17 protein-coding genes are annotated in these 18,747 nt (G+C 71.1%); 8 read left to right on the top strand and 9 right to left on the bottom strand.

Annotated features, from left to right (window positions below; translation table 11 throughout):
* Nucleotides 1-42: 42 nt before the first annotated feature.
* Genes ruvX through ACFUN8_RS27580 form a run of 4 tightly spaced genes read right to left on the bottom strand, consistent with a single transcriptional unit; the run spans nt 43 to nt 4,061 of the window.
* Entirely contained in the window at nt 43-519 is a 477-nt protein-coding gene (gene ruvX / locus ACFUN8_RS27595; protein WP_354609107.1) for a Holliday junction resolvase RuvX, read from the bottom strand.
* 38 nt (nt 520-557) lie between these two features.
* Nucleotides 558-3,227: an alanine--tRNA ligase gene (gene alaS / locus ACFUN8_RS27590; protein ID WP_383643016.1), complete on the bottom strand. Its 2,670-nt coding sequence runs from the start codon at nt 3,225-3,227 to the stop codon at nt 558-560.
* The gene (locus tag ACFUN8_RS27585; protein WP_383643013.1) at nt 3,227-3,589 is read right to left on the bottom strand and encodes a DUF6167 family protein; all 363 of its coding nucleotides are present in this window, start codon (nt 3,587-3,589) and stop codon (nt 3,227-3,229) included. The genes alaS and ACFUN8_RS27585 overlap by 1 nt, the downstream gene beginning before the upstream one ends.
* Nucleotides 3,590-3,596: 7 nt before the next feature.
* A complete protein-coding gene (locus tag ACFUN8_RS27580; protein ID WP_383643010.1) occupies nt 3,597-4,061 on the bottom strand; it encodes a DUF948 domain-containing protein in 465 nt (154 codons plus the stop codon).
* Between the two features lie 241 nt (nt 4,062-4,302).
* On the opposite strand from ACFUN8_RS27580, the gene ACFUN8_RS27575 reads away from it, so the two are divergent.
* Nucleotides 4,303-6,516, top strand: a complete 2,214-nt coding sequence (locus ACFUN8_RS27575) for an ATP-binding protein (protein WP_383643008.1) — start codon at nt 4,303-4,305, stop codon at nt 6,514-6,516.
* 42 nt (nt 6,517-6,558) lie between these two features.
* On the opposite strand, the gene rpsD is transcribed toward ACFUN8_RS27575, so the two are convergent.
* Complete coding sequence (gene rpsD / locus ACFUN8_RS27570; protein ID WP_023542962.1) at nt 6,559-7,173, bottom strand: 30S ribosomal protein S4; 615 nt, start codon at nt 7,171-7,173, stop codon at nt 6,559-6,561.
* 180 nt (nt 7,174-7,353) lie between these two features.
* Between rpsD and ACFUN8_RS27565 the strand changes: the two genes are divergently transcribed.
* The gene (locus tag ACFUN8_RS27565) at nt 7,354-8,031 is read left to right on the top strand and encodes a DUF2470 domain-containing protein (protein WP_383643004.1); all 678 of its coding nucleotides are present in this window, start codon (nt 7,354-7,356) and stop codon (nt 8,029-8,031) included.
* A gap of 20 nt (nt 8,032-8,051) precedes the next feature.
* On the opposite strand, the gene ACFUN8_RS27560 is transcribed toward ACFUN8_RS27565, so the two are convergent.
* Together ACFUN8_RS27560 and ACFUN8_RS27555 are read right to left on the bottom strand one after the other, a co-directional pair.
* On the bottom strand, nt 8,052-9,419 hold the full coding sequence (locus ACFUN8_RS27560) for a replication-associated recombination protein A (protein WP_383643001.1): 1,368 nt from the start codon (nt 9,417-9,419) through the stop codon (nt 8,052-8,054).
* Nucleotides 9,420-9,462: 43 nt separating this feature from the next.
* The gene (locus tag ACFUN8_RS27555) at nt 9,463-10,098 is read right to left on the bottom strand and encodes a vitamin K epoxide reductase family protein (RefSeq protein WP_383642998.1); all 636 of its coding nucleotides are present in this window, start codon (nt 10,096-10,098) and stop codon (nt 9,463-9,465) included.
* A 143-nt stretch (nt 10,099-10,241) separates the two neighbouring features.
* Between ACFUN8_RS27555 and ACFUN8_RS27550 the strand changes: the two genes are divergently transcribed.
* The 4 genes from ACFUN8_RS27550 to ACFUN8_RS27535 are packed head-to-tail and all read left to right on the top strand — an operon-like array spanning nt 10,242 to nt 13,889.
* Nucleotides 10,242-11,168, top strand: a complete 927-nt coding sequence (locus ACFUN8_RS27550; RefSeq protein ID WP_383642995.1) for an ABC transporter ATP-binding protein — start codon at nt 10,242-10,244, stop codon at nt 11,166-11,168.
* On the top strand, nt 11,168-12,016 hold the full coding sequence (locus ACFUN8_RS27545) for an ABC transporter permease (protein WP_382571779.1): 849 nt from the start codon (nt 11,168-11,170) through the stop codon (nt 12,014-12,016). Before ACFUN8_RS27550 ends, ACFUN8_RS27545 begins: the two co-directional genes overlap by 1 nt.
* On the top strand, nt 11,974-13,266 hold the full coding sequence (locus tag ACFUN8_RS27540; RefSeq protein ID WP_383642992.1) for a sensor histidine kinase: 1,293 nt from the start codon (nt 11,974-11,976) through the stop codon (nt 13,264-13,266). Before ACFUN8_RS27545 ends, ACFUN8_RS27540 begins: the two co-directional genes overlap by 43 nt.
* A complete protein-coding gene (locus tag ACFUN8_RS27535; protein WP_383642989.1) occupies nt 13,263-13,889 on the top strand; it encodes a response regulator in 627 nt (208 codons plus the stop codon). The genes ACFUN8_RS27540 and ACFUN8_RS27535 overlap by 4 nt, the downstream gene beginning before the upstream one ends.
* 403 nt (nt 13,890-14,292) lie before the next feature.
* Here ACFUN8_RS27535 and hisS read toward each other — a convergent pair whose 3' ends face one another.
* Together hisS and ACFUN8_RS27525 are read right to left on the bottom strand one after the other, a co-directional pair.
* Nucleotides 14,293-15,555, bottom strand: coding sequence for a histidine--tRNA ligase (hisS, locus tag ACFUN8_RS27530; RefSeq protein ID WP_383642986.1), 1,263 nt, complete (start codon nt 15,553-15,555; stop codon nt 14,293-14,295).
* Between the two features lie 13 nt (nt 15,556-15,568).
* Nucleotides 15,569-16,282, bottom strand: coding sequence for an MBL fold metallo-hydrolase (locus ACFUN8_RS27525; protein ID WP_383642983.1), 714 nt, complete (start codon nt 16,280-16,282; stop codon nt 15,569-15,571).
* 162 nt (nt 16,283-16,444) lie between these two features.
* Between ACFUN8_RS27525 and ACFUN8_RS27520 the strand changes: the two genes are divergently transcribed.
* Both ACFUN8_RS27520 and ACFUN8_RS27515 read left to right on the top strand, forming a co-directional pair.
* Nucleotides 16,445-17,233 carry a peptidylprolyl isomerase gene (locus ACFUN8_RS27520; RefSeq protein ID WP_383642980.1) on the top strand — a complete coding sequence of 263 codons (789 nt, stop codon included), beginning with the start codon at nt 16,445-16,447 and terminating at the stop codon, nt 17,231-17,233.
* A 246-nt stretch (nt 17,234-17,479) separates the two neighbouring features.
* Nucleotides 17,480-18,709: a DUF349 domain-containing protein gene (locus tag ACFUN8_RS27515; protein ID WP_383642977.1), complete on the top strand. Its 1,230-nt coding sequence runs from the start codon at nt 17,480-17,482 to the stop codon at nt 18,707-18,709.
* The last annotated feature ends 38 nt before the right edge of the window (nt 18,710-18,747 follow it).

Below are 18,747 nucleotides of genomic sequence, written 5' to 3'. Positions count from 1 at the left end.
AGATAACCGTAAGTATGTTCCGGTTTCGCCCGATCGGACGTCTCAGGTCTGGACGTGCACGCCCTCACCGGGCGGCGCACCTGAGGCCCTCTCGGACTCCAGCGCGTTCTGCAAGATGATGACGGCCGCCACCTGGTCGATGACGGACCGGCCTTTCTTGGACTTCACACCCGAGGCGCGCAGTCCCTGGCCGGCGGTCACCGTGGTCATTCTCTCATCCACGAGCCGTACGGGGACCGGGGCGATACGACGGGCCACTTCCTCCGCGAAGGCCCGCACCTTGACCGCGGCCGGGCCCTCGCCGCCGCTGAGCGAGCGCGGCAGACCGACCACGACCTCGATCGGCTCGTACTCCTCCACCAGTTGGACGAGCCGCCGGTGGGCGGCCGGGACATCACGTCCCGGCACGGTCTCCACCGGTGTCGCGAGGACCCCGTCGGGGTCGCAGGAGGCGACCCCGATCCGGGCGTCCCCGACGTCGACGGCCAGTCTGCGGCCCCGGCGCGCGAGCGCCGTCACGCCGCCACGTCCTTCACCACGTCCTCGCGCACGGGGCCTCAGGCCGTCTCGGCGACAAGGCGCTCGACAGCGGCGACGGCGTCACCGATGGCCGCCGGGTTCTGACCGCCGCCCTGGGCGACGTCCGGCTTGCCGCCGCCTCCGCCGCCGAGGGTCTTGGCGGCGGCGCGGACCAGTTCGCCGGCCTTGAGCCCGCGCTCACGGGCGGCCTCGTTGGTGGCGATGACCGTCAGCGGACGGCCGTTGGCCGTCGTGAACAGCGCGACGACGGCCGGCCGGCCACCGGTGATGCGCCCGCGCACGTCGAGCACCAGCCTGCGCAGGTCGTCGGCCGACGTGCCGTCCGGCACCTGACCGGTGACCAGGGCCGTACCGCGTACGTCCTTGGCGCCCTCGACCAGCCCGGCGGCGGCGGCCAGCACCTTCTCCGCGCGGAACTTCTCGATCTCCTTCTCGGCGTCCTTCAGCTTGGCGAGCATGCCGGCGATCCGCTCCGGCAGTTCCTCGGAGCGGCCCTTGACCAGCTCCTGGAGCTGGGCGACGACCGTGTGCTCCTTGGCGAGGAAGTTGTACGCGTCCACGCCCACCAGAGCCTCGATACGGCGCACGCCGGAGCCGATCGAGGACTCACCGAGCAGCTTCACCAGACCCAGCTGGGCGGTGTTGTGCACGTGCGTGCCGCCGCACAGCTCCTTGGAGAAGTCGCCGATGGTGACGACACGGACCCGCTCGCCGTACTTCTCGCCGAACTCGGCGATGGCGCCCTGCTTCTTGGCCTCGTCGATGGACATGACCTCGGCCTGGACGTCGAGTTCACGGGCGAGGACTTCGTTGATCTTCTGCTCGACGTCGGTGAGGACCGTGCCGGGTACGGCGGCCGGCGAGCCGAAGTCGAAGCGGAAGCGGCCCGGTGAGTTCTCGGAGCCGGCCTGGGCGGCCGTCGGGCCGAGGGCGTCGCGCAGCGCCTGGTGCGTCAGGTGGGTGGCGCTGTGGGCACGGGCGATGGCACGCCGGCGCCGGGTGTCGATGGCGGCGAACGCGGCCGAGCCGACGGTCACTTCCCCGACCTGTACCGATCCCTTGTGCACGGAGACACCGGGGACCGGCTGCTGGACGTCGCGCACCTGGATGACGGCGCCGGTGTCGAGCTTGATCCGGCCCTGGTCGGCGAGCTGGCCGCCGCCCTCGGCGTAGAACGGGGTGCGGTCGAGCACGACCTCGACCTCGTCGCCCTCGGTGGCGGCGGGCGACGGGACGCCGTCCACGAGCAGGCCGACGATCCGCGACTCGCCCTCGGTGCTGCCGTAACCGGTGAACTCGGTGGTGCCCGAGGTGTCGGCGACCTCGCGGTAGGCGGAGAGGTCGGCGTGGCCGGTCTTCTTGGCCTTGGCGTCGGCCTTGGCCCGGTCCCGCTGCTCCTTCATGAGCCGGCGGAAGCCGTCCTCGTCCACGGACAGGCCCTGTTCGGCGGCCATTTCGAGGGTGAGGTCGATCGGGAAGCCCCAGGTGTCGTGGAGCAGGAACGCCTTGTCGCCGGCCAGGACCGAGCCACCGGCGGCCTTGGTCTCGGTGACGGCGGTGTCGAGGATGTTGGTGCCGCCCTTGATGGCCTTGAGGAAGGCGGCTTCCTCGGCGAGGGCGACGGTCTCGATGCGCTTGCGGTCGGTGATCAGCTCGGGGTACTGCTCGCCCATGGCCCCGATGACCACGTCGAGCAGGTCGGCGACGACCGGTCCGGTGGCGCCGAGGAGCCGCATGTTGCGCACGGCGCGGCGCAGGATGCGGCGCAGGACGTAGCCGCGGCCCTCGTTGCCGGGAGTGACGCCGTCGCCGATCAGCATCACGGAGGTGCGCATGTGGTCGGTGACGATGCGCAGGGAGACGTCCGAGGCGGGGTCGGCGCCGTAGCGGACACCGGTCAGCTCGGTGGCCTTGTCGATGACGGCCATCGAGGTGTCGATCTCGAACATGTTGTGGACGCCCTGGAGGACCATGGCGAGGCGTTCGAGGCCGAGACCGGTGTCGATGTTCTTGGAGGGGAGGTCGCCGAGGATCTCGAAGTTCTCCTTGCCCTCTCCCTCACCACGCTCGTACTGCATGAAGACCAGGTTCCAGATCTCCACGTAGCGCTCGTCGTTGACGGCGGGGCCGCCCTCTTCGCCGAACTCGGGGCCTCGGTCGTAGAAGATCTCCGAGCAGGGTCCGCAGGGGCCGGGCACGCCCATGGACCAGTAGTTCTCCTTCTTGCCGAGGCGCTGGATGCGTTCGGCGGGAAAGCCGACCTTGTCCGTCCAGATGTCGGCGGCCTCGTCGTCGTCCAGATAGACCGTGACCCACAGCTTCTCGGGGTCCAGGCCGTAGCCGCCGTCGGCGACGGAGCTGGTCAGCAGCTCCCAGGCGAGCGGGATGACGCCTTCCTTGAAGTAGTCACCGAAGGAGAAGTTGCCGCACATCTGGAAGAACGTGCCGTGCCGGGTGGTCTTGCCGACCTCTTCGATGTCCGGCGTACGGACGCACTTCTGGACGCTGGTCAGGCGCGGGGCGGGCGGCTTGACCTCGCCGAGGAAGTACGGCTTGAAGGGGACCATGCCCGCGGGGACCAGCAGCAGAGTCGGGTCGTCCGCGATGAGCGACGCCGAGGGGACGACGGTGTGACCGCGCTCCTCGAAGAAGCTCAGCCAGCGGCGGCGGATTTCGGCCGACTCCATCAGTGGTCCTCATTCCGGTTGTGCGGTGTACGCGAGTTGAATCGGTCGCTGTGTTCGTGGTCGTGCTTGTCGTACCGGCGCTCCGCGCGCCCCTCGACGGCGAGGCGGCGCCCGGCGGGGAGTTCGGGGTCGACGGGGGCGTCGAGCCCCAGCACCTCACCCAGTTCGGACTCGCGCTGGGCCATGCCGACGCGGACGTCGAGCGCGAAGTCCTTGAGCCGGTGTCCGGCGTCGATCGCCTTGTTGGCCGCCTGCGCGGCGAGACTCTCGGGCGTCAACCGGCGGAGCTTGGTGTGGACCTTGGTGGTGGCCCACACACCGGCCGCCGCGCCCGCGGTGAACCAGAACGTACGGCGGAACATCGCTGCCTCAGCCCTTCTGCTTCCTGCTGCGTCGGGCGGACGGAACGGTCCTGCCCACGATCACCGCGCGCCTGCCGCGCGCGGCCGGTGCCGGTTCCCCGCGGCCTGCGGGTGCCGGCTCGGCGGGGGCCTTGCGGCCCATCGCCCGCCGCACTCCGTAGCCGAAGGCCGCGACCTTCACCAGGGGTCCGCCGAAGGTCGACGCCACGGTCGTGGAGAGCGCCGACGCGTTGGAGGTGACCTCCTGGACGTCCGTCGCGATGGCGTCGACCCGGTCGAGCTGGGTCTGTGCCGCGCGTACGGTCGCCGACGCGTCCGCCAGCAGCGGTACGGCCTGGTCGGTCACGTCCGCCACGAGTTTGGTGGTCGCCTTGAGCGTCTGCGCCAGCCTCACGAGCACCACGGCGAGGAGGGTGACCAGAACTGCCCAGAAGACGGCCACCAGGATCCCGGCAACCTCTCCACCGGTCACGCTGCACCGCTCTCTGCTGGACCGTCCCCGCGCGTGCGGGGAGCAGGTCGTTGTCGGCCGGCTCAGAACCGGGCGATCCTGGTCGGTCTTGAAAGTCGCCCCTCGACCCTATCGCGCCCCGACCGGCTCGCCGTACCGCTTTACGGCGGTCCCGGACTCCACGCCGTCCGCCAGGGCGGGGGGAGGCAGTTGGCACGGCGGATTGTACGCAGTGCTGCCGCGTGAGTACTCTGCGTGTCTCATGCGACCTGTCCCCGGCAATCTCCCCGCGGAGCTGAACCGGTTCGTGGGCCGTGCCGACGAACTGGCCGAGCTGGCACGTCTTCTCACCGAAGGCCGGCTGATCACCCTGGTGGGTGTGGGCGGTGTCGGCAAGACGCGACTGGCCGTGCACGCGGCCCGGTCCCCGCGCTCGACGCGTCTGGAGAAACGCTACTGCGACGGTGTCTGGCTCGCCGAACTCTCCGCGATCCGCGACCCCGGACTGCTCGACCACGCGCTCCTCGACGCCCTCCGCGTGACCGACCACAGCGGCCGGCCGCCCCGCGAGGTGCTGCGCGCCCATCTCGCCGACCGGGACCTGCTGTTGGTGCTGGACGGCTTCGAGCAGCTCGTCGACCCCTGCGCGGAGCTCGTACGGGATCTGCTGCGCCGCTGCCCCCGCCTCCAGGTGCTGGCGGTCGGGCGCCGCCCGCTCCGGCTGGAGGGCGAACGAACCGTCCAGCTGGCCCCGATGCCGGACACCGACGCGGCACGCCTCTTCACCGACCGGGCCGTCGACATGGCGCCCGGGAGCCGCCCGCTCGACGAACACGACGACGCCGTACGGGAGTTGTGCCGCCGCCTCGACGGCATCCCGCTGGCGCTGGAACTGGCCGCCGCCCGGCTGCGCGCTCTGTCCGTCGACCAGATCCTCCGGCGGATCGACGACCGCTTCCAGCTGCTCACCGGGGGCTCGCGCGGTGAACTGCCGCGCCATCGCACGCTCCGTACCGCGATCGGCTGGAGCCATGAACTGTGCACCCCGGCCGAACGGCTGCTGTGGGCGCGGCTCTCGGTGTTCGCCGGGCCCTTCGACCTGGAGGCCGTCGAGTACGTGTGCGCCGGCCCCGACCTGCCGGACGAGAGCGTGCTGGACGTGCTCGGCGAACTGATCGCCCAGTCCGTCGTCGTACGCGAGGAGTCACCCGCCGGGCCGCGCTACCGGATGCTGGACACGGTGCGCGCGTACGGCGCCGAGTGGCTGGACGCCCTGGCGGACACCGACCGGATGCGCAGGAGACACCGCGACTGGTACATGGGCCTGGCCACCTGGTGCGAGCTGGACTGGTTCAGCCCCCGGCAGGCGGAGATCGCCGCCTGCGCCGACAGCGCGCTGCCCAATCTGCGGGCGGCCATCGAACTCTGCCTGGAGACGGAGGGCGAGGTCCATCTGGGCCGGCATCTGGCAGGCACGCTCTGGTTCTACTGGGCGGGCTGCGGCCGGCTCACGGAAGGGCGGCACTGGCTGGACCGGGCTCTCGCGCCGGCCGACCGGGACGACGAGCCCGGGCGGGACGCGGACCGGCACGACGGGTCACGCCTCAAGGCGCTGTGGGTGCTGGGCTATGTGGCGATCCTCCAGGGGGACAACACGGCCGCCGTGCGGGCTCTGTACGAGTGCCGGGGAGAGGCCGCCCGTACGGGAGACGCCCTCGCGCACACGTACGCGGTGCACCGGCTGGGCTGTCTCGCGCTCCTCTCCGGTGACATGCCGCGCGCGGAACGGCTGCTCCGCTCCGCGCTCGGCGCCTATCGAGAACTGGGCGAGATCAACAGCAATGTGCTGATGGGCCAGGCGGAGCTGGCCCTCGCGCTGGTCTTCCAGGGCGACCTGGACGCGGCCGTGGCCCTGTGCGCCGACGTACGGGAGATCTGCGAGGACAGCGGCGAGCGCTGGGCCCGGTCCTACGCGCTCTACGTCCACGCGTACGCGGCGTGGGCGCGCGGCCGGCCCGACGAGGCGCGCGCCCTGCTGGCCGAGTCCGTCACCATCCACCACATGTTCAACGATCTGGTCGGTCTGGTGCTGGCGATGGAGCTGATGGCCCTGCTGACCGTGGGCGAGGGCGACGCGGCGGAGGCGGCCGTGCTCCAGGGCGCCGCCGCCCGGCTCTGGCAGTCGGTGGGGGCCCCGCTGTTCGGTTCGCCCACCTTCGGGGCGCCGCACGAACAGTGCGAACGGCGGGCGACGGAGCTGCTGGGGCCCGAGCGGTACGACGCCCAGGTGGCGGAGGGGCGCGCCCTGCCGCCGGCGGCGGCCGTCGAGCGCGCGCTGGCCGGGCCGCGCGGGGGATCCGTACCGCCGCGACGGCCGTCGGGCGACCGGGGGCCGGTGCCCGCGCGCGGGACGGACCGGGAAACGCGAGAGCCCGCCGGCTCCCCCGGCCAGATCGGCGGGGAAGCGGCGGGCTGAAGCGCGGTCGCTCGCGCGAACTACACCTGGATCAGTGGGCGATCAGCGGGCGTAGTACTCGACGACGAGCTGCTCGTCGCAGATGACCGGGATTTCCTTGCGCAGCGGGTCGCGGTCCAGACGGAACGCCAGCGCCTTCAGGTTCACCTGGAGGTAGCGCGGGGTCTCGCCGTCCGTGTCGTAGCCACCCTCGCGGGCGACCTGGAACGGAACCTTCTCGCGGCTGCGCTCACGGACCATGATGACGTCGTCGGGACGGACGCGGAACGACGGCTTGTCGACCTTGCCGCCGTTGACCTCGATGTGGCCGTGGACGACCATCTGGCGGGCCTGGTAGATGGTGCGGGCGATGCCCGAACGCAGGACCAGGGCGTCGAGACGACGCTCCAGCTCGACGACCAGGGCCTCGCCGGTCTTGCCGCCGGCCTTGCGGGCGCGGTCGTAGGCGCGGGCCATCTGGCGCTCGCTGATGTCGTACTGGGCACGCAGACGCTGCTTCTCCAGCAGACGGACCTTGTAGTCACTGTTCTGCTTGCGGCCGCGGCCGTGCTCGCCCGGCGGGTAGGGACGGGCCTCGAAGTACTTCACGGCCTTCGGCGTCAGCGCGATACCGAGCGCGCGTGACTTCTTGACCTTGGGACGCGACTGGTTAGGCACGTTCTCCAGACCTCCGTTGTAGGTTAGGTTAGGCTCACCTTACTCAAAGGAGATCGCATGTCTCGTCGCCCTGGGAACACCACACGCATCACAGACAGTCTCGACGCGCAGGGCATCGATACGACGGAGGTCCGATCAGCTCATGGTCAGCCGCGTCCCAGCGGGCTTGAAATCGCGCGGATGCCGTCAGCAGCCGAGCGCACACGAACTCTCGTACAGAGTACATGCTCAAGTGTGCTGCTCCTGCCGGGCCTGGACGCCCTGCGACCGGACCAGCTGATGCCCGACGCGCGGACCGTGGACACCGAGGGTGACGTGCTGCTGGCCTTCGCAGCGGACTCCCCCGTCGTCAGGGCGGCGACGCACGCGCAGGCCGACGAGCTGCCCGTGGTGCTGGAGATCACCGATGTCGCGCCGGTCTCCGTGCCCCACCGTATCCGGGGCCGCGCCTGGGTCTCCGGCTGGCTGACCCGGGTGCCCGGCGCGGCCGAGCCGGGCCGGACGACGCTGCGGCTGGAGGTCGGCGAGGCGTACGTGGACGATCTGTGGGGCGCCGAGTCGGTGGAGGCGGACGCATTCGCCGCGGCCGTCCCGGACCCGCTGTCGGAGCACGAGGCCGAACTGCTCCAGCATCTGCACGCCGCGCACAGCGCCGAGGTGCGGACGCTGCGCTCGCTGCTCGGCGGACGGACCGGCGGGACGGCGGCCGTACCGGTCGGTGTGGACCGCTTCGGACTGCGGGTGCGCTTCACGGGCGTCAACTGCTTCGACGCCCGCTTCGACTTCCCCGAGCCGGTGCGCGACGTGGCCGAACTGCGCCGCGCCATGCACGCGCTCTTCGAGGCCGCGGGCCGCTGAGCCCCGCCGGGCCGGCCGGCTCAGTGCGAGGGGGCGTCGCCGCGCAGGCGTGTCCGGACCTTCTCGACCACGTCCGCGTACCGCGCCTCCGCGCCGTACCGCGTCGGTGTGTAGTACTCCCTGCCCCGCACCTCGTCCGGGAGGTACTGCTGCGCGGCGATACCTCCCGGCACGTCGTGCGGGTAGACGTACCCCTGCGCGTGACCGAGCTTGGCCGCGCCCTTGTAGTGACCGTCGCGCAGATGCGGCGGTACGGGACCGGCCAGCCCCTTCTTCACGTCCTCCAGCGCGGCGGAGATCGCGAGCGTCGCCGCGTTCGACTTGGGGGCCAGCGCCAGCGCGATCGTGGCGTGGCTGAGGGTGAGCGCGGCCTCCGGGAAGCCGATCATCGCCACGGCCTGGGCCGCCGCGACGGCGGTGGGCAGGGCCGTCGGGTCGGCGAGGCCGATGTCCTCGCTGGCCGAGATCATCAGCCGGCGGGCGATGAACCGGGGGTCCTCGCCCGCCTCGATCATGCGGGCCAGATAGTGCAGGGCCGCGTCCACGTCGGAGCCGCGGATCGACTTGATGAGGGCGCTCGCCACGTCGTAGTGCTGGTCGCCGTCGCGGTCGTACTTCACCGCCGCGCGGTCGACCGTCTCCTCGACCGTCGCGAGGCTGATCTCCTTCTCGCTCTTGGAGATCGCGGCACCGGCCGCCGCCTCCAGGGCGGTCAGGGCCCGCCGGGCGTCCCCGCCGGCGATCCGCAGCAGATGCGCCTCGGAGTCGTCGGGCAGGGAGACCGCGCCGCCGAGACCCCGCTCCTCGGTGAGCGCGCGCCGCAGCAGGGCGCGCAGGTCGTCGTCGGTGAGCGGCTCCAGCGTCAGCAGCAGGGAGCGCGAGAGCAGCGGGGAGATGATCGAGAAGTACGGATTCTCGGTGGTGGCCGCGATCAGGGTGATCCAGCGGTTCTCCACGGCGGGCAGCAGGGAGTCCTGCTGGGCCTTGCTGAAGCGGTGGATCTCGTCCAGGAACAGGACGGTCTCCTTGCCGAAGCCGCCGGAGGCACGACGGGCGCCGTCGATGACGGCGCGGACCTCCTTGACGCCCGCGGTGATCGCCGACAGCTCGACGAAACGCGCGTCGGTGGCCTTGGAGACGACATAGGCGAGCGTCGTCTTGCCCGTGCCGGGCGGGCCCCACAGGAGCACCGACGAGGGTCCCGCCGGGCCCCGGCCCTGGGCGGCCTGTTCGACCAGGCGCCGCATCGGGGAGCCGGGCTTCAGCAGATGCCGCTGGCCGACCACCTCGTCGAGGACGCGCGGGCGCATCCGTACAGCGAGCGGGCTGCTGGACGGGTCCTTCTCCTGGCGGTCTTCGGCCGCTGCGGTAAAGAGGTCGGGCTCCACGTGTTGAACCCTATGTCAGCCCACTGACAGCGCGACGGCGCCGTCAGCTCGTCCAGAAGTCCCACCAGCGGGTCAGGATGAGCATGCCGATGATCCCGATCCACAGCACGGGCAGCACCCAGTGGAACTCCCCCAACGCGCCGCGCAGCCACCGGGGCGCCGGGATGATCCCGCGGGTGACGTTGTGCGTCGTGACGTAACTGAACATCACGATCGTCGCCACCCACGCGAGACAGCACCACAGGCACAGCGAGTTGATGTTGTAGAGCGACTGGTACTGAAGCCAGGTGCAGAAGCCGACGCCGAACAGCATCCCGGCGTTGAGACCGAGCCAGAACCAGCGCCGGTACCGCGCCCCCGCCAGCAGTCCCAGCCCCACACACACCACGACCGCGTAGGTCACCAGGCCCAGCATCGGATTGGGGAACCCGAAGGCCGACGCCTGGTCGCTCTTCATGATGTTCCCGCACGAGACCACCGGGTTCAGGCTGCACCCCGGCGTGAAACTCGGGTCCTCCAGCAGCTTGAACTTGTCGATCGTGATCACCCACGACGCCAGCACACCCGCCGCGCCCGTCACCACCAGCAACCACGCCAGCACCCGCCCCGCCCCGAAGAGACCGGGGGCCCCGTGGTCCTCCCGGTCGGCGGACACGTCGTCTAGCGCTGCACTCGTCATATCGCCGTTCCATCACTCGTGGCCTGCACCTGCAGAGGGCTCGGTCATTCTGCCGCACGCACCCCCGTGTCCACCGTTCGATGGACATAAGGAGGTACGGACGGTCGTCCCGGAGCCGCCGCTTCCGGACGAGGCTCGAAGGCATGAGAGATGCAGCGGAAACGAGCGCGTCGACGGGGGATCTCGCGGTGGAGGTGACCGGGCTCCGCAAGCGGTACGGCGAGGTGACGGCGGTCCAGGACCTGGACCTGCGCATCGGACGCGGCGAGGTCTTCGGCATCCTCGGCCCCAACGGCGCGGGCAAGAGTACGACGGTGGAGATCCTGCAGGGCCACCGCGACCGGGACGGCGGCGAGGTGACGGTCCTCGGGGCTGATCCCGCCACCGGCGGCAGGCTGTGGCGTTCCAGAATCGGCATTGTGTGGCAGGACGAATCCGCGCCCGCCGAGTTGACGGTCCACGAGACCGTGTCCCATTTCGCCGCCTACTACCCGACACCGCGGGACACCGAGGAGGTCATCGACCTGGTGGGCCTCGGTGAGAAGGCGACGAGCCGGGTCAAGGCGCTGTCCGGCGGGCAGCGGCGCCGGCTGGACGTGGCGCTCGGTGTGATCGGCGGCCCCGAGCTGCTGCTCCTCGACGAACCGACGACCGGTTTCGACCCGGCGGCCCGCCGCCAGTTCTGGGAGCTGATCCGCAAGCTGGCGGACGAGGGCACCACGATCGTCCTCACCACGCACTATCTGGACGAGGCCGAGGCGCTGGCCGACCGCCTCGCCGTGATCGTGGCGGGCCGGGTGGTCGCCGAGGGCACCCCGTCCCGTCTGCGCGCGGAGTACGACACGGCGGCCACGGTCGCGTGGACGGAGCCGGACGGCTCGCCGCGCACCGAGCGGACGACCACCCCGACCCGTACCGTCGCCGAGCTGACCCGGCGCTTCGGCGGCGAGATCCCGGGGCTGCTGATCAGCCGGCCCACCCTCGAAGACGTCTATCTGCGGCTCATCGCACCCAACGGACTCACCGCACTCACCGGACCCACCGGACCCACCGGACAGGAGGCCGCGTGATGGCGACCGTCACCGACCGGACCGGCACCACCCGCACCGCACCGGCCGCGCTGCCCGGCGCCTGGACGCTGGGGCTGCGACGCGGCGCCCTGGAGCTGCGGCAGTTCTTCCGCCAGCGCGACCAGGCGATCTTCACCTTCGCCTTCCCCATCGTCTTCCTCTTCCTGTTCGCCTCGATCTTCAGCAACGACGTCGAGGGCGCGGGCATCACCGCCTCCCAGCTCTACGTCCCGTCGATGATCGCCGCGGGCATCATGTCGACGAGCTTCCAGTCGCTGGGCATCTCCATCGCGATCGAGCGGGACAACAAGCAACTGCGGCGGCTGCGCGGTACGCCGATGCCGCCCGCCTCGTACTTCCTCGGCAAGGTGTGGCTCGTCCTGGTGACCGGGCTGCTGGAGACGGTGGCGCTGCTCGCCGTCGGTGTGCTGTTCTACGGCATCGACCTGCCCACCGGCGCGGTCGACTGGCTGACCTTCGGCTGGATCTTCGTCCTCGGGCTGACCGGGTGCGCGCTGCTCGGGATCGCGATCAGCAGCCTGCCGAAGACCGGACAGAGTGCCTCGTCCGTGGTCGTACTACCGTTCCTGGTACTGCAGTTCATCTCCGGGGTGTACATCGCGATCGACACCATCCCCGACTGGCTGCTGAACATCGGCGCGCTGTTCCCGCTGAAGTGGATGTGCCAGGGGCTGCGCGGGGTGTTCCTGCCCGAGACGGCCGCCGTGCTGGAGCAGGCGGGCGGCTGGGAGTACGGACGGATCGCGCTGGTACTCGGCGCCTGGTGCATCGGAGGGCTGGTGCTGTGTCTGCTGACCTTCCGGTGGAAGAGCCGGCGCGACGGCTGAGCCCGTCGCCGGGCGGGGCGCGTGAGATCGACGCCTGGGACCGCAGCTTCTGGCCGTGGGACCTGTACTTTGGGGTCGTCTGGTCGGCGACGCTGATCTTCACGATCGCCGCGCCGAACTCGACCCCGGTGCGGGCGACGGCGTTCACGCTCTTCTTCCTGCTCGCACCCTGGTACGTGTGGTTCGGGCGCCGTGAGCTGATGCGCGGCCTGGACTCCCGGGGAGCGCTCCTCTACATCTCTGTCGCGATCCTGCTGTTCATCCCGCCCGCGGTGCTGGTGGGCGAGATGCGCTCGGCGGCGTTCGCGCTCGTACCGCAGTGCTTCATGCTGCTGTCGATGTCCCGCGCCCTGTGGGCGGTGGGGGTGCTCAACGCCGTGCCGGTGGTCGGGTGGGCGCTGTGGTGGCGCCCGGACGGCGAGGCCGTCTTCTTCAACGCCCTGTTCGCCGTGGTCAGTCTGGCCTTCTCCGCGGTGCTCGGGAGCTGGATCATCCGGATCATCGCGCAGAGCGCGGAGCGCGCGGAACTGATCGCCGAGCTGGAGGCGAGCCGGGAGGAGGTCTCACGGCTCTCGGCGGAGCGGGGCGCGCTGGCCGAGCGCGAGCGGATGTCCCGGGAGATCCACGACACGCTGGCCCAGGGCTTCACGAGCCTGCTGATGCTCGTGCAGGCCGTGGAGTCGGAGCTGGAACGGGATCTGCCGGGCGCCCGCCGTCATCTGGAGCTGATGGCGGACACGGCCCGGCGGAATCTCGCCGAGGCGCGTGCCCTGGTGGCCGGTGGGGCGCCGGCCGATCTGAACGGGAACTCGCTGCCCGACGCGCTGCGTCGGCTCGCCGCCCGGCACGGTCCAGGACCGGCCGAGGTGTCCGTCGACGTGACCGTCGAGGTGACCGGCCGGGCCCGGCCGCTGGCCCCGGCGCTGGAGGTGGTGGCGCTGCGGACGTGCCAGGAGGCGCTGTCCAACACCGTCCGGCACGCGGGGTCCGGCGCGCGGGCCGCGATCTCGCTCGCGTACTCGGACGCCGAACTGCAGGTACGGATACGGGACACGGGCCGCGGCTTCGACGTCTCCGCGCCCTCGGGCGGGTACGGCCTCAGCGGGCTGCGGGCGCGGGCGGCGGAGGTGGGCGGCAGCGCGGAGGTACGCAGCGACCCGGGCGGCGGCACGCTCGTCGCCGTACGCCTGCCACTGCCGCCACCACCACCGATACCGCCGTCGTCCTCGCCCACCGGGAGTCCCACGTGATCCGCATCCTGCTCGCCGACGACCACCCCGTCGTACGTGAGGGGCTGCGCGGCATGCTCAGCGCCGAGCCCGATCTGACAGTGGTCGGCGAGGCGTCGAGCGGTCCGCAGGCGGAGGCGCTGAGCGCCGAACTGAGCCCGGACATCGTGCTGATGGACCTGCGGATGCCGGGCGGGGGCGGTGTGGAGTCGATCGGCCGGATGAGCGCGGCCGGGCTGCCCTGCCGGATCATCGTGCTGACGACGTACGAGACGGACACCGACATCCTGCGGGCGGTGGAGGCGGGTGCGGCCGGCTATCTGCTGAAGGATCTGGCGCGCGCCGAGCTGGCGGACGCCGTGCGGGCCGCGGCGCGTGGTGAGACGGTGCTGGCGCCCTCGGTGGCCGCGCGGCTGGTGGACCAGTTGCGCAGCCGCCCGGAGCGGCCGAGGCTGTCGCAGCGCGAGACGGCGGTGCTGCGGCTGGTCGCCGAGGGGTGTACGAACGCGGAGATCGGGCGCCGGCTGTTCATCGGCGAGTCGACGGTGAAGACCCATCTGCTGAGGATCTTCGGCAAGTTGGGCGTGGACGACCGGACGGCGGCGGTGACGAGCGCGATGCGGCACGGGCTGCTGGCGGAGTGAGGGGCGGGGCGCCGCGCGCCTCGGTCCGCGCGGTCGCGCGGTCGCGCGGTACGGGCTCCTGCTCGCCGCCGCGCGGCGGACCGGCAGCGGTGGCACATCGGCGTCTCCACGCGGCCGACACGGCGACGTGCGCGCGCAGTCAGGTCGGTCTCGCCGTCAGGCGCCACCGCCACCGCCACCGGCACCGGCACCGGCACGTCGAGCGGTACAGCCGGCGACGGGCTTGTGCGCACCGTGACGCGGCGGCACGCGGCCGGCAGCCCACGCGTTCCCGCGACACCGCGGGCCCAGGACGCGGCACGCGTCCTGGGCCCGACAGACCGCCGGCAGGCGGCCCTCGCGCTCACCCGACGTCACGCCGTACGCGGCGCCGGGGCCCGCCATGGTGCCGTCCGTGCGGAGATCAGGTCAGCTTCGCCGTCAGATCCGCCACCAGCGCGTCGAGCGGCACGGGCTTCTGCTCGCCGCTCTCCATGTCCTTGACCTGCGCCACGCCTTCGGCGAGATCGCGTTCACCGGCGACGATCGTGAACCGCGCGCCCGAGCGGTTGGCGTTCTTCATCGCGCCCTTGAGCCCCTTGCCGCCGTAGCTGAAGTCGGCCGCGACCCCCGCCCTGCGCAGCTCGGTGACCACGCCGAACAGCAGCCGGCGCGCCTCCTCGCCGAGCGGCACGGCGAACACGCTGGTGGCGGACGGCAGTTGGAGCGTGATGCCCTCGGCCTCCAGTGCCAGGACCGTACGGTCCACACCGAGCGCCCAGCCGACCGACGGCAGTTCGGGGCCGCCGATCATCTCCGAGAGCCCGTCGTAGCGCCCGCCGCCGCCCACCGCCGACTGCGCGCCGAGACCGTCGTGCACGAACTCGAAGGTGGTGCGGGTGTAGTAGTCCAGCCCCCGTACGAGCCGTTCGTCGTCCTCGTACACGACACCCGCCGCGGTCAGCAGGTCGCGCACCTCCGCGTGGTACTCCCGGCACGCGTCGCACAGGTAGTCGCGCAGCTTCGGGGCGTCGGTGAGCTGGCGCTGGACCTCACGGCGCTTGTCGTCGAGGACCCGCAGGGGGTTGATCTCGATGCGCCGGCGGGTCTCCTCGTCCAGGTCGAGATCGCGCAGGAAGCCCTGCAGCGCCTCGCGGTAGACGGGGCGGCACTCCTTGTCGCCCAGGGAGTTCAGCAGGATGCGGAAGCCGCGCAGCCCCAGCGAGCGGTACGCCTGGTCGGCGAGGATGATCAACTCGGCGTCGAGCGCCGGGTCCTCGGCGCCGATGGCCTCCGCGCCGACCTGTGAGAAGTGGCGGTAGCGGCCCTTCTGCGGGCGCTCGTAGCGGTAGTACGAACCCGAGTACCAGAGCTTGACGGGCAGGTTGCCGGCCTTGTGCAGATTGGCCTCCAGCGCGGCGCGCAGCACGGAGGCCGTGCCCTCGGGGCGCAGCGCCAGCTCGGAGCCGCCCTTGGTGGTGAGGGTGTACATCTCCTTGGTCACGATGTCGGTGGACTCGCCGACGCCGCGCGCGAAGAGTTCGACGTTCTCGAAGCCGGGCGTCTCGATGTAGCCGTAGCCGGAGTTCCTCAGCGGTGCGGAGATCGCCTCGCGCACGGCGAGGTACACGGCGGAGTCCGGCGGGAGCAGGTCGTACGTGCCCTTGGGGGCCTGAAAGGTGTTCATGGGATTCGCTGCGTCACAATCCTCGTCGCGGAGCGGCCGGCAGGCCGCTTCCGGGGCCTGCGGCCACCTCGCGCAGATACGGGTTGGTGGCTCGCTCCTGGCCGATGGTCGTCTGGGGGCCGTGGCCGGACAGCACCACGGTCGAGTCGTCGAGCGGCAGGCACACGCGGCCCAGCGATTCGAGCAACTCGGCCGGATCGCCGCCCGGCAGGTCCGAGCGTCCGACGGAGCCGGCGAACAGCAGGTCGCCCGAGAACAGGACGGGCGGAATGTCCGCCGCCTCGGGCATCCTGAAGGTCACCGACCCCTTCGTATGGCCGGGTGCGTGCGCGACGCCGAAGCGCAGGCCCGCCAGGTCCAGCTCGGCGCCGTCGCCCAGCTCCTTGACGTCGTCGGGCTCCCCCACGGTCAGCTCACCCATGAGCGGCATCCCGATGGAGCGGCCGAGGGCCTTCTCGGGGTCGCTCATCATGTACCGGTCCGACGGGTGGATCCAGGCGGGCACGTCGTGGGCGCCGCACAGGGGGACGACCGAGGCGACGTGGTCGATGTGGCCGTGGGTGAGGATGACGGCGACGGGCTTCAGGCGGTGCTTCTTGAGCGTCTCCTCGACGCCCTGGGTGGCCTGGTGGCCCGGGTCGATGATCACGCACTCCTCGCCCGCGGCGGGGGCGACCAGATAGCAGTTGGTCCCCCAGGCCCCGGCGGGGAACCCGGCAATAAGCACGATCGTCCTCAAATGTCGTCCGTCGGGAGATTGCAGCAGATCAGAGCCTACCGGCGCTCCTCATTCCACAGGTAACCCATATACCGTACGGGGCTAGTTACGCGTTCATAGGACTGCCTTCACAGGGCCCACGCAGACACGAAGACACGAGGAGACGACCCGGTGGTCAACAGCGAGCAGCGCCGGCGCCAGCTTGCCAGGGAGAAGTTCGAGCGGCAGCAGCAGCGCCGGGCGGAGATCCGCACCAAGGCCAGGCGCCGTAACGCGGTCATCGCTTCCGCGCTGGCCGTCGTGCTGGCGGCGGGGGGTGGCGCGTACGCCATCGCGGGCCTGACGGACGACAACGACGACAAGGACGTCGCGCAGGACAGTCCTTCGGCGCCGCCGTCGCCGAGCGAGAGCAAGCCGGCCGGGCCGAAGATGACGATCGACGCCAAGGCCAAGTACACGATGTCCCTGAAGACGAACCAGGGCGACATCGGTATCGCGATGGACGCCGCGAAGACGCCGGAGACGGTGAACTCCTTCAAGTCCCTCGCGGACAAGAAGTTCTTCGACGGCACCAAGTGTCACCGTCTGACCACGGAGAACATCTTCGTGCTGCAGTGCGGCGACCCCAAGGGCGACGGTACGGGCGGTCCCGGCTACACGATCGCGGACGAGAACCTCGACGCACTCGGCAAGCCCGGCGCGGACGGCGCGGTGACCTATCCCGCCGGTTCGGTGGCGATGGCGAATACCGGCCAGCCGAACAGTGGTGGCAGCCAGTTCTTCCTCGTGTTCAAGGACACCAAGCTGCCGCCCTCGTACACCCCGTTCGGGACGATGGACGCCGACGGCCTGAAGACGGTCAAGGACATCGCAGCCGCGGGTGTCACCGGCGACAACAAGGGTGACGGCCCGCCGAAGAAGACCGTCACGATCGAGAAGGGCACCGTCGACAAGACGTGACCACGGGTGACCGGCGGGGCGGGCCGTGGCGCGGGGCCTCGGACCGCCCCGCCGTCGGACCCGTGAATTTCGGCCGTGCGGAGTGCGGACAGCCGGGCCACCGGTCACCTAGATTGGCGTATGGCGACGCGCGGATCGGCATTGCGGATCCGCTTTCGCGTCGCGGAAGACGGGCGAGGCCCGTCCAGGAAACTGTGGACGATGCCCGGGGGGCACCCCTCGCAGGCATCAGGTGGAGGAGGCGCTGTGAGCAGCGACCCGTGGGGCCGTGTCGATGAGACAGGCACCGTGTACGTGCGTACGGCCGAGGGCGAGCAGGTCGTCGGCTCGTGGCAGGCAGGCTCTCCCGAAGAGGCGCTGGCCTACTTCGAGCGCAAGTACGAGGGCCTGGTGGTCGAGATCGGCCTTCTTGAGAAGCGGGTGAAGACCACCGATCTCTCGGCCAAGGACGCGCAGTCCGCCATCGACCATCTGCGGACGCAGGTGGACGAGCATCACGCCGTGGGGAATCTCGCCGCCCTGCGTACGCGTCTCGACGGGCTTGTCGCCACGGTCGAGTCGCGCCGCGAGGAGCGCAAGGTCCAGAAGGCCAAGCAGACGGACGCCGCCCGGGAGTCGAAGCAGGCCCTGGTCACGGAGGCCGAGGAGCTGGCGCAGAGCGACCAGTGGCGGTCCGCCGGTGAGCGGCTGCGGGCGCTGGTGGACACCTGGAAGGGCCTGCCCAGGCTCGACCGGAAGTCCGACGACGAGCTGTGGCACCGCTTCTCGCACGCGCGCTCGGCGTTCTCCAAGCGCCGCAAGGCGCACTTCGCCTCGCTGGACGCGCAGCGCGAGGAGGCCCGTAAGGCCAAGGAGAAGCTGGTCACCGAGGCCGAGTCGCTGTCCGGTTCCACGGACTGGGGCGGGACGGCGGCGCGCTACCGCGAGCTGATGACCGACTGGAAGGCCGCAGGCCGCGCGCAGCGTGAGGCCGAGGACGATCTGTGGAACCGCTTCCGCGGCGCCCAGGACGTCTTCTTCGCCGCCCGTGGCGAGGTCTTCGCCGAGCGGGACGCGGAGCAGACGGAGAATCTGAAGGTCAAGGAGGAGCTGGCGGCCGAGGCCGAGCGGCTGCTGCCGGTGACGGACCTGAAGGCGGCCCGTGCCGCGTTCCGGGCCCTGAACGAGCGGTGGGAGGCCGTCGGGCATGTGCCGCGCGACGCCAGGCCGCGGGTCGAGGGCCGGATGCAGACGGTCGAGCGGGCGCTTCAGGAGTCCGAGGAGACCGAGTGGCGCCGTACGAACCCGGAGGCGCTCGCGCGCGCGACGGGTCTGACGGGCCAGCTCCAGGCGGCCGTCGACAAGCTGCGCACACAGATCGACACGGCCCGCGCCTCGGGCAACAACGCCAGGGCGGACAAGCTGGCGAAGGAGTTGGAGGGCCGGCAGGCGCTGCTGGACCAGGCGTTGAAGGGCCTCCAGGAGTTCGGCGGCTGACGCCGTACGCGTAACGAGGGAGCGGCCCGGCGGTGATC

This window comes from Streptomyces sp. NPDC057307 (assembly GCF_042667665.1).
GTDB lineage: Bacteria > Actinomycetota > Actinomycetes > Streptomycetales > Streptomycetaceae > Streptomyces.
Note: the sequence above shows the minus strand (reverse complement) of the source record. Positions and strands in the feature narration are given on the sequence as shown.

Bases quoted from the DNA above. Each gene is read 5' to 3' on its own strand.
- alaS (WP_383643016.1), bottom strand. From the start codon at position 3,227: ATGGAGTCGGCCGAAATCCGCCGCCGCTGGCTGAGCTTCTTCGAGGAG.
- ACFUN8_RS27585 (WP_383643013.1), bottom strand. From the start codon at position 3,589: ATGTTCCGCCGTACGTTCTGGTTCACCGCGGGCGCGGCGGCCGGTGTG.
- ACFUN8_RS27575 (WP_383643008.1), top strand. From the start codon at position 4,303: ATGCGACCTGTCCCCGGCAATCTCCCCGCGGAGCTGAACCGGTTCGTG.
- ACFUN8_RS27565 (WP_383643004.1), top strand. From the start codon at position 7,354: ATGCCGTCAGCAGCCGAGCGCACACGAACTCTCGTACAGAGTACATGC.
- ACFUN8_RS27555 (WP_383642998.1), bottom strand. From the start codon at position 10,098: ATGACGAGTGCAGCGCTAGACGACGTGTCCGCCGACCGGGAGGACCAC.
- ACFUN8_RS27550 (WP_383642995.1), top strand. From the start codon at position 10,242: ATGAGAGATGCAGCGGAAACGAGCGCGTCGACGGGGGATCTCGCGGTG.
- ACFUN8_RS27545 (WP_382571779.1), top strand. From the start codon at position 11,168: ATGGCGACCGTCACCGACCGGACCGGCACCACCCGCACCGCACCGGCC.
- hisS (WP_383642986.1), bottom strand. From the start codon at position 15,555: ATGAACACCTTTCAGGCCCCCAAGGGCACGTACGACCTGCTCCCGCCG.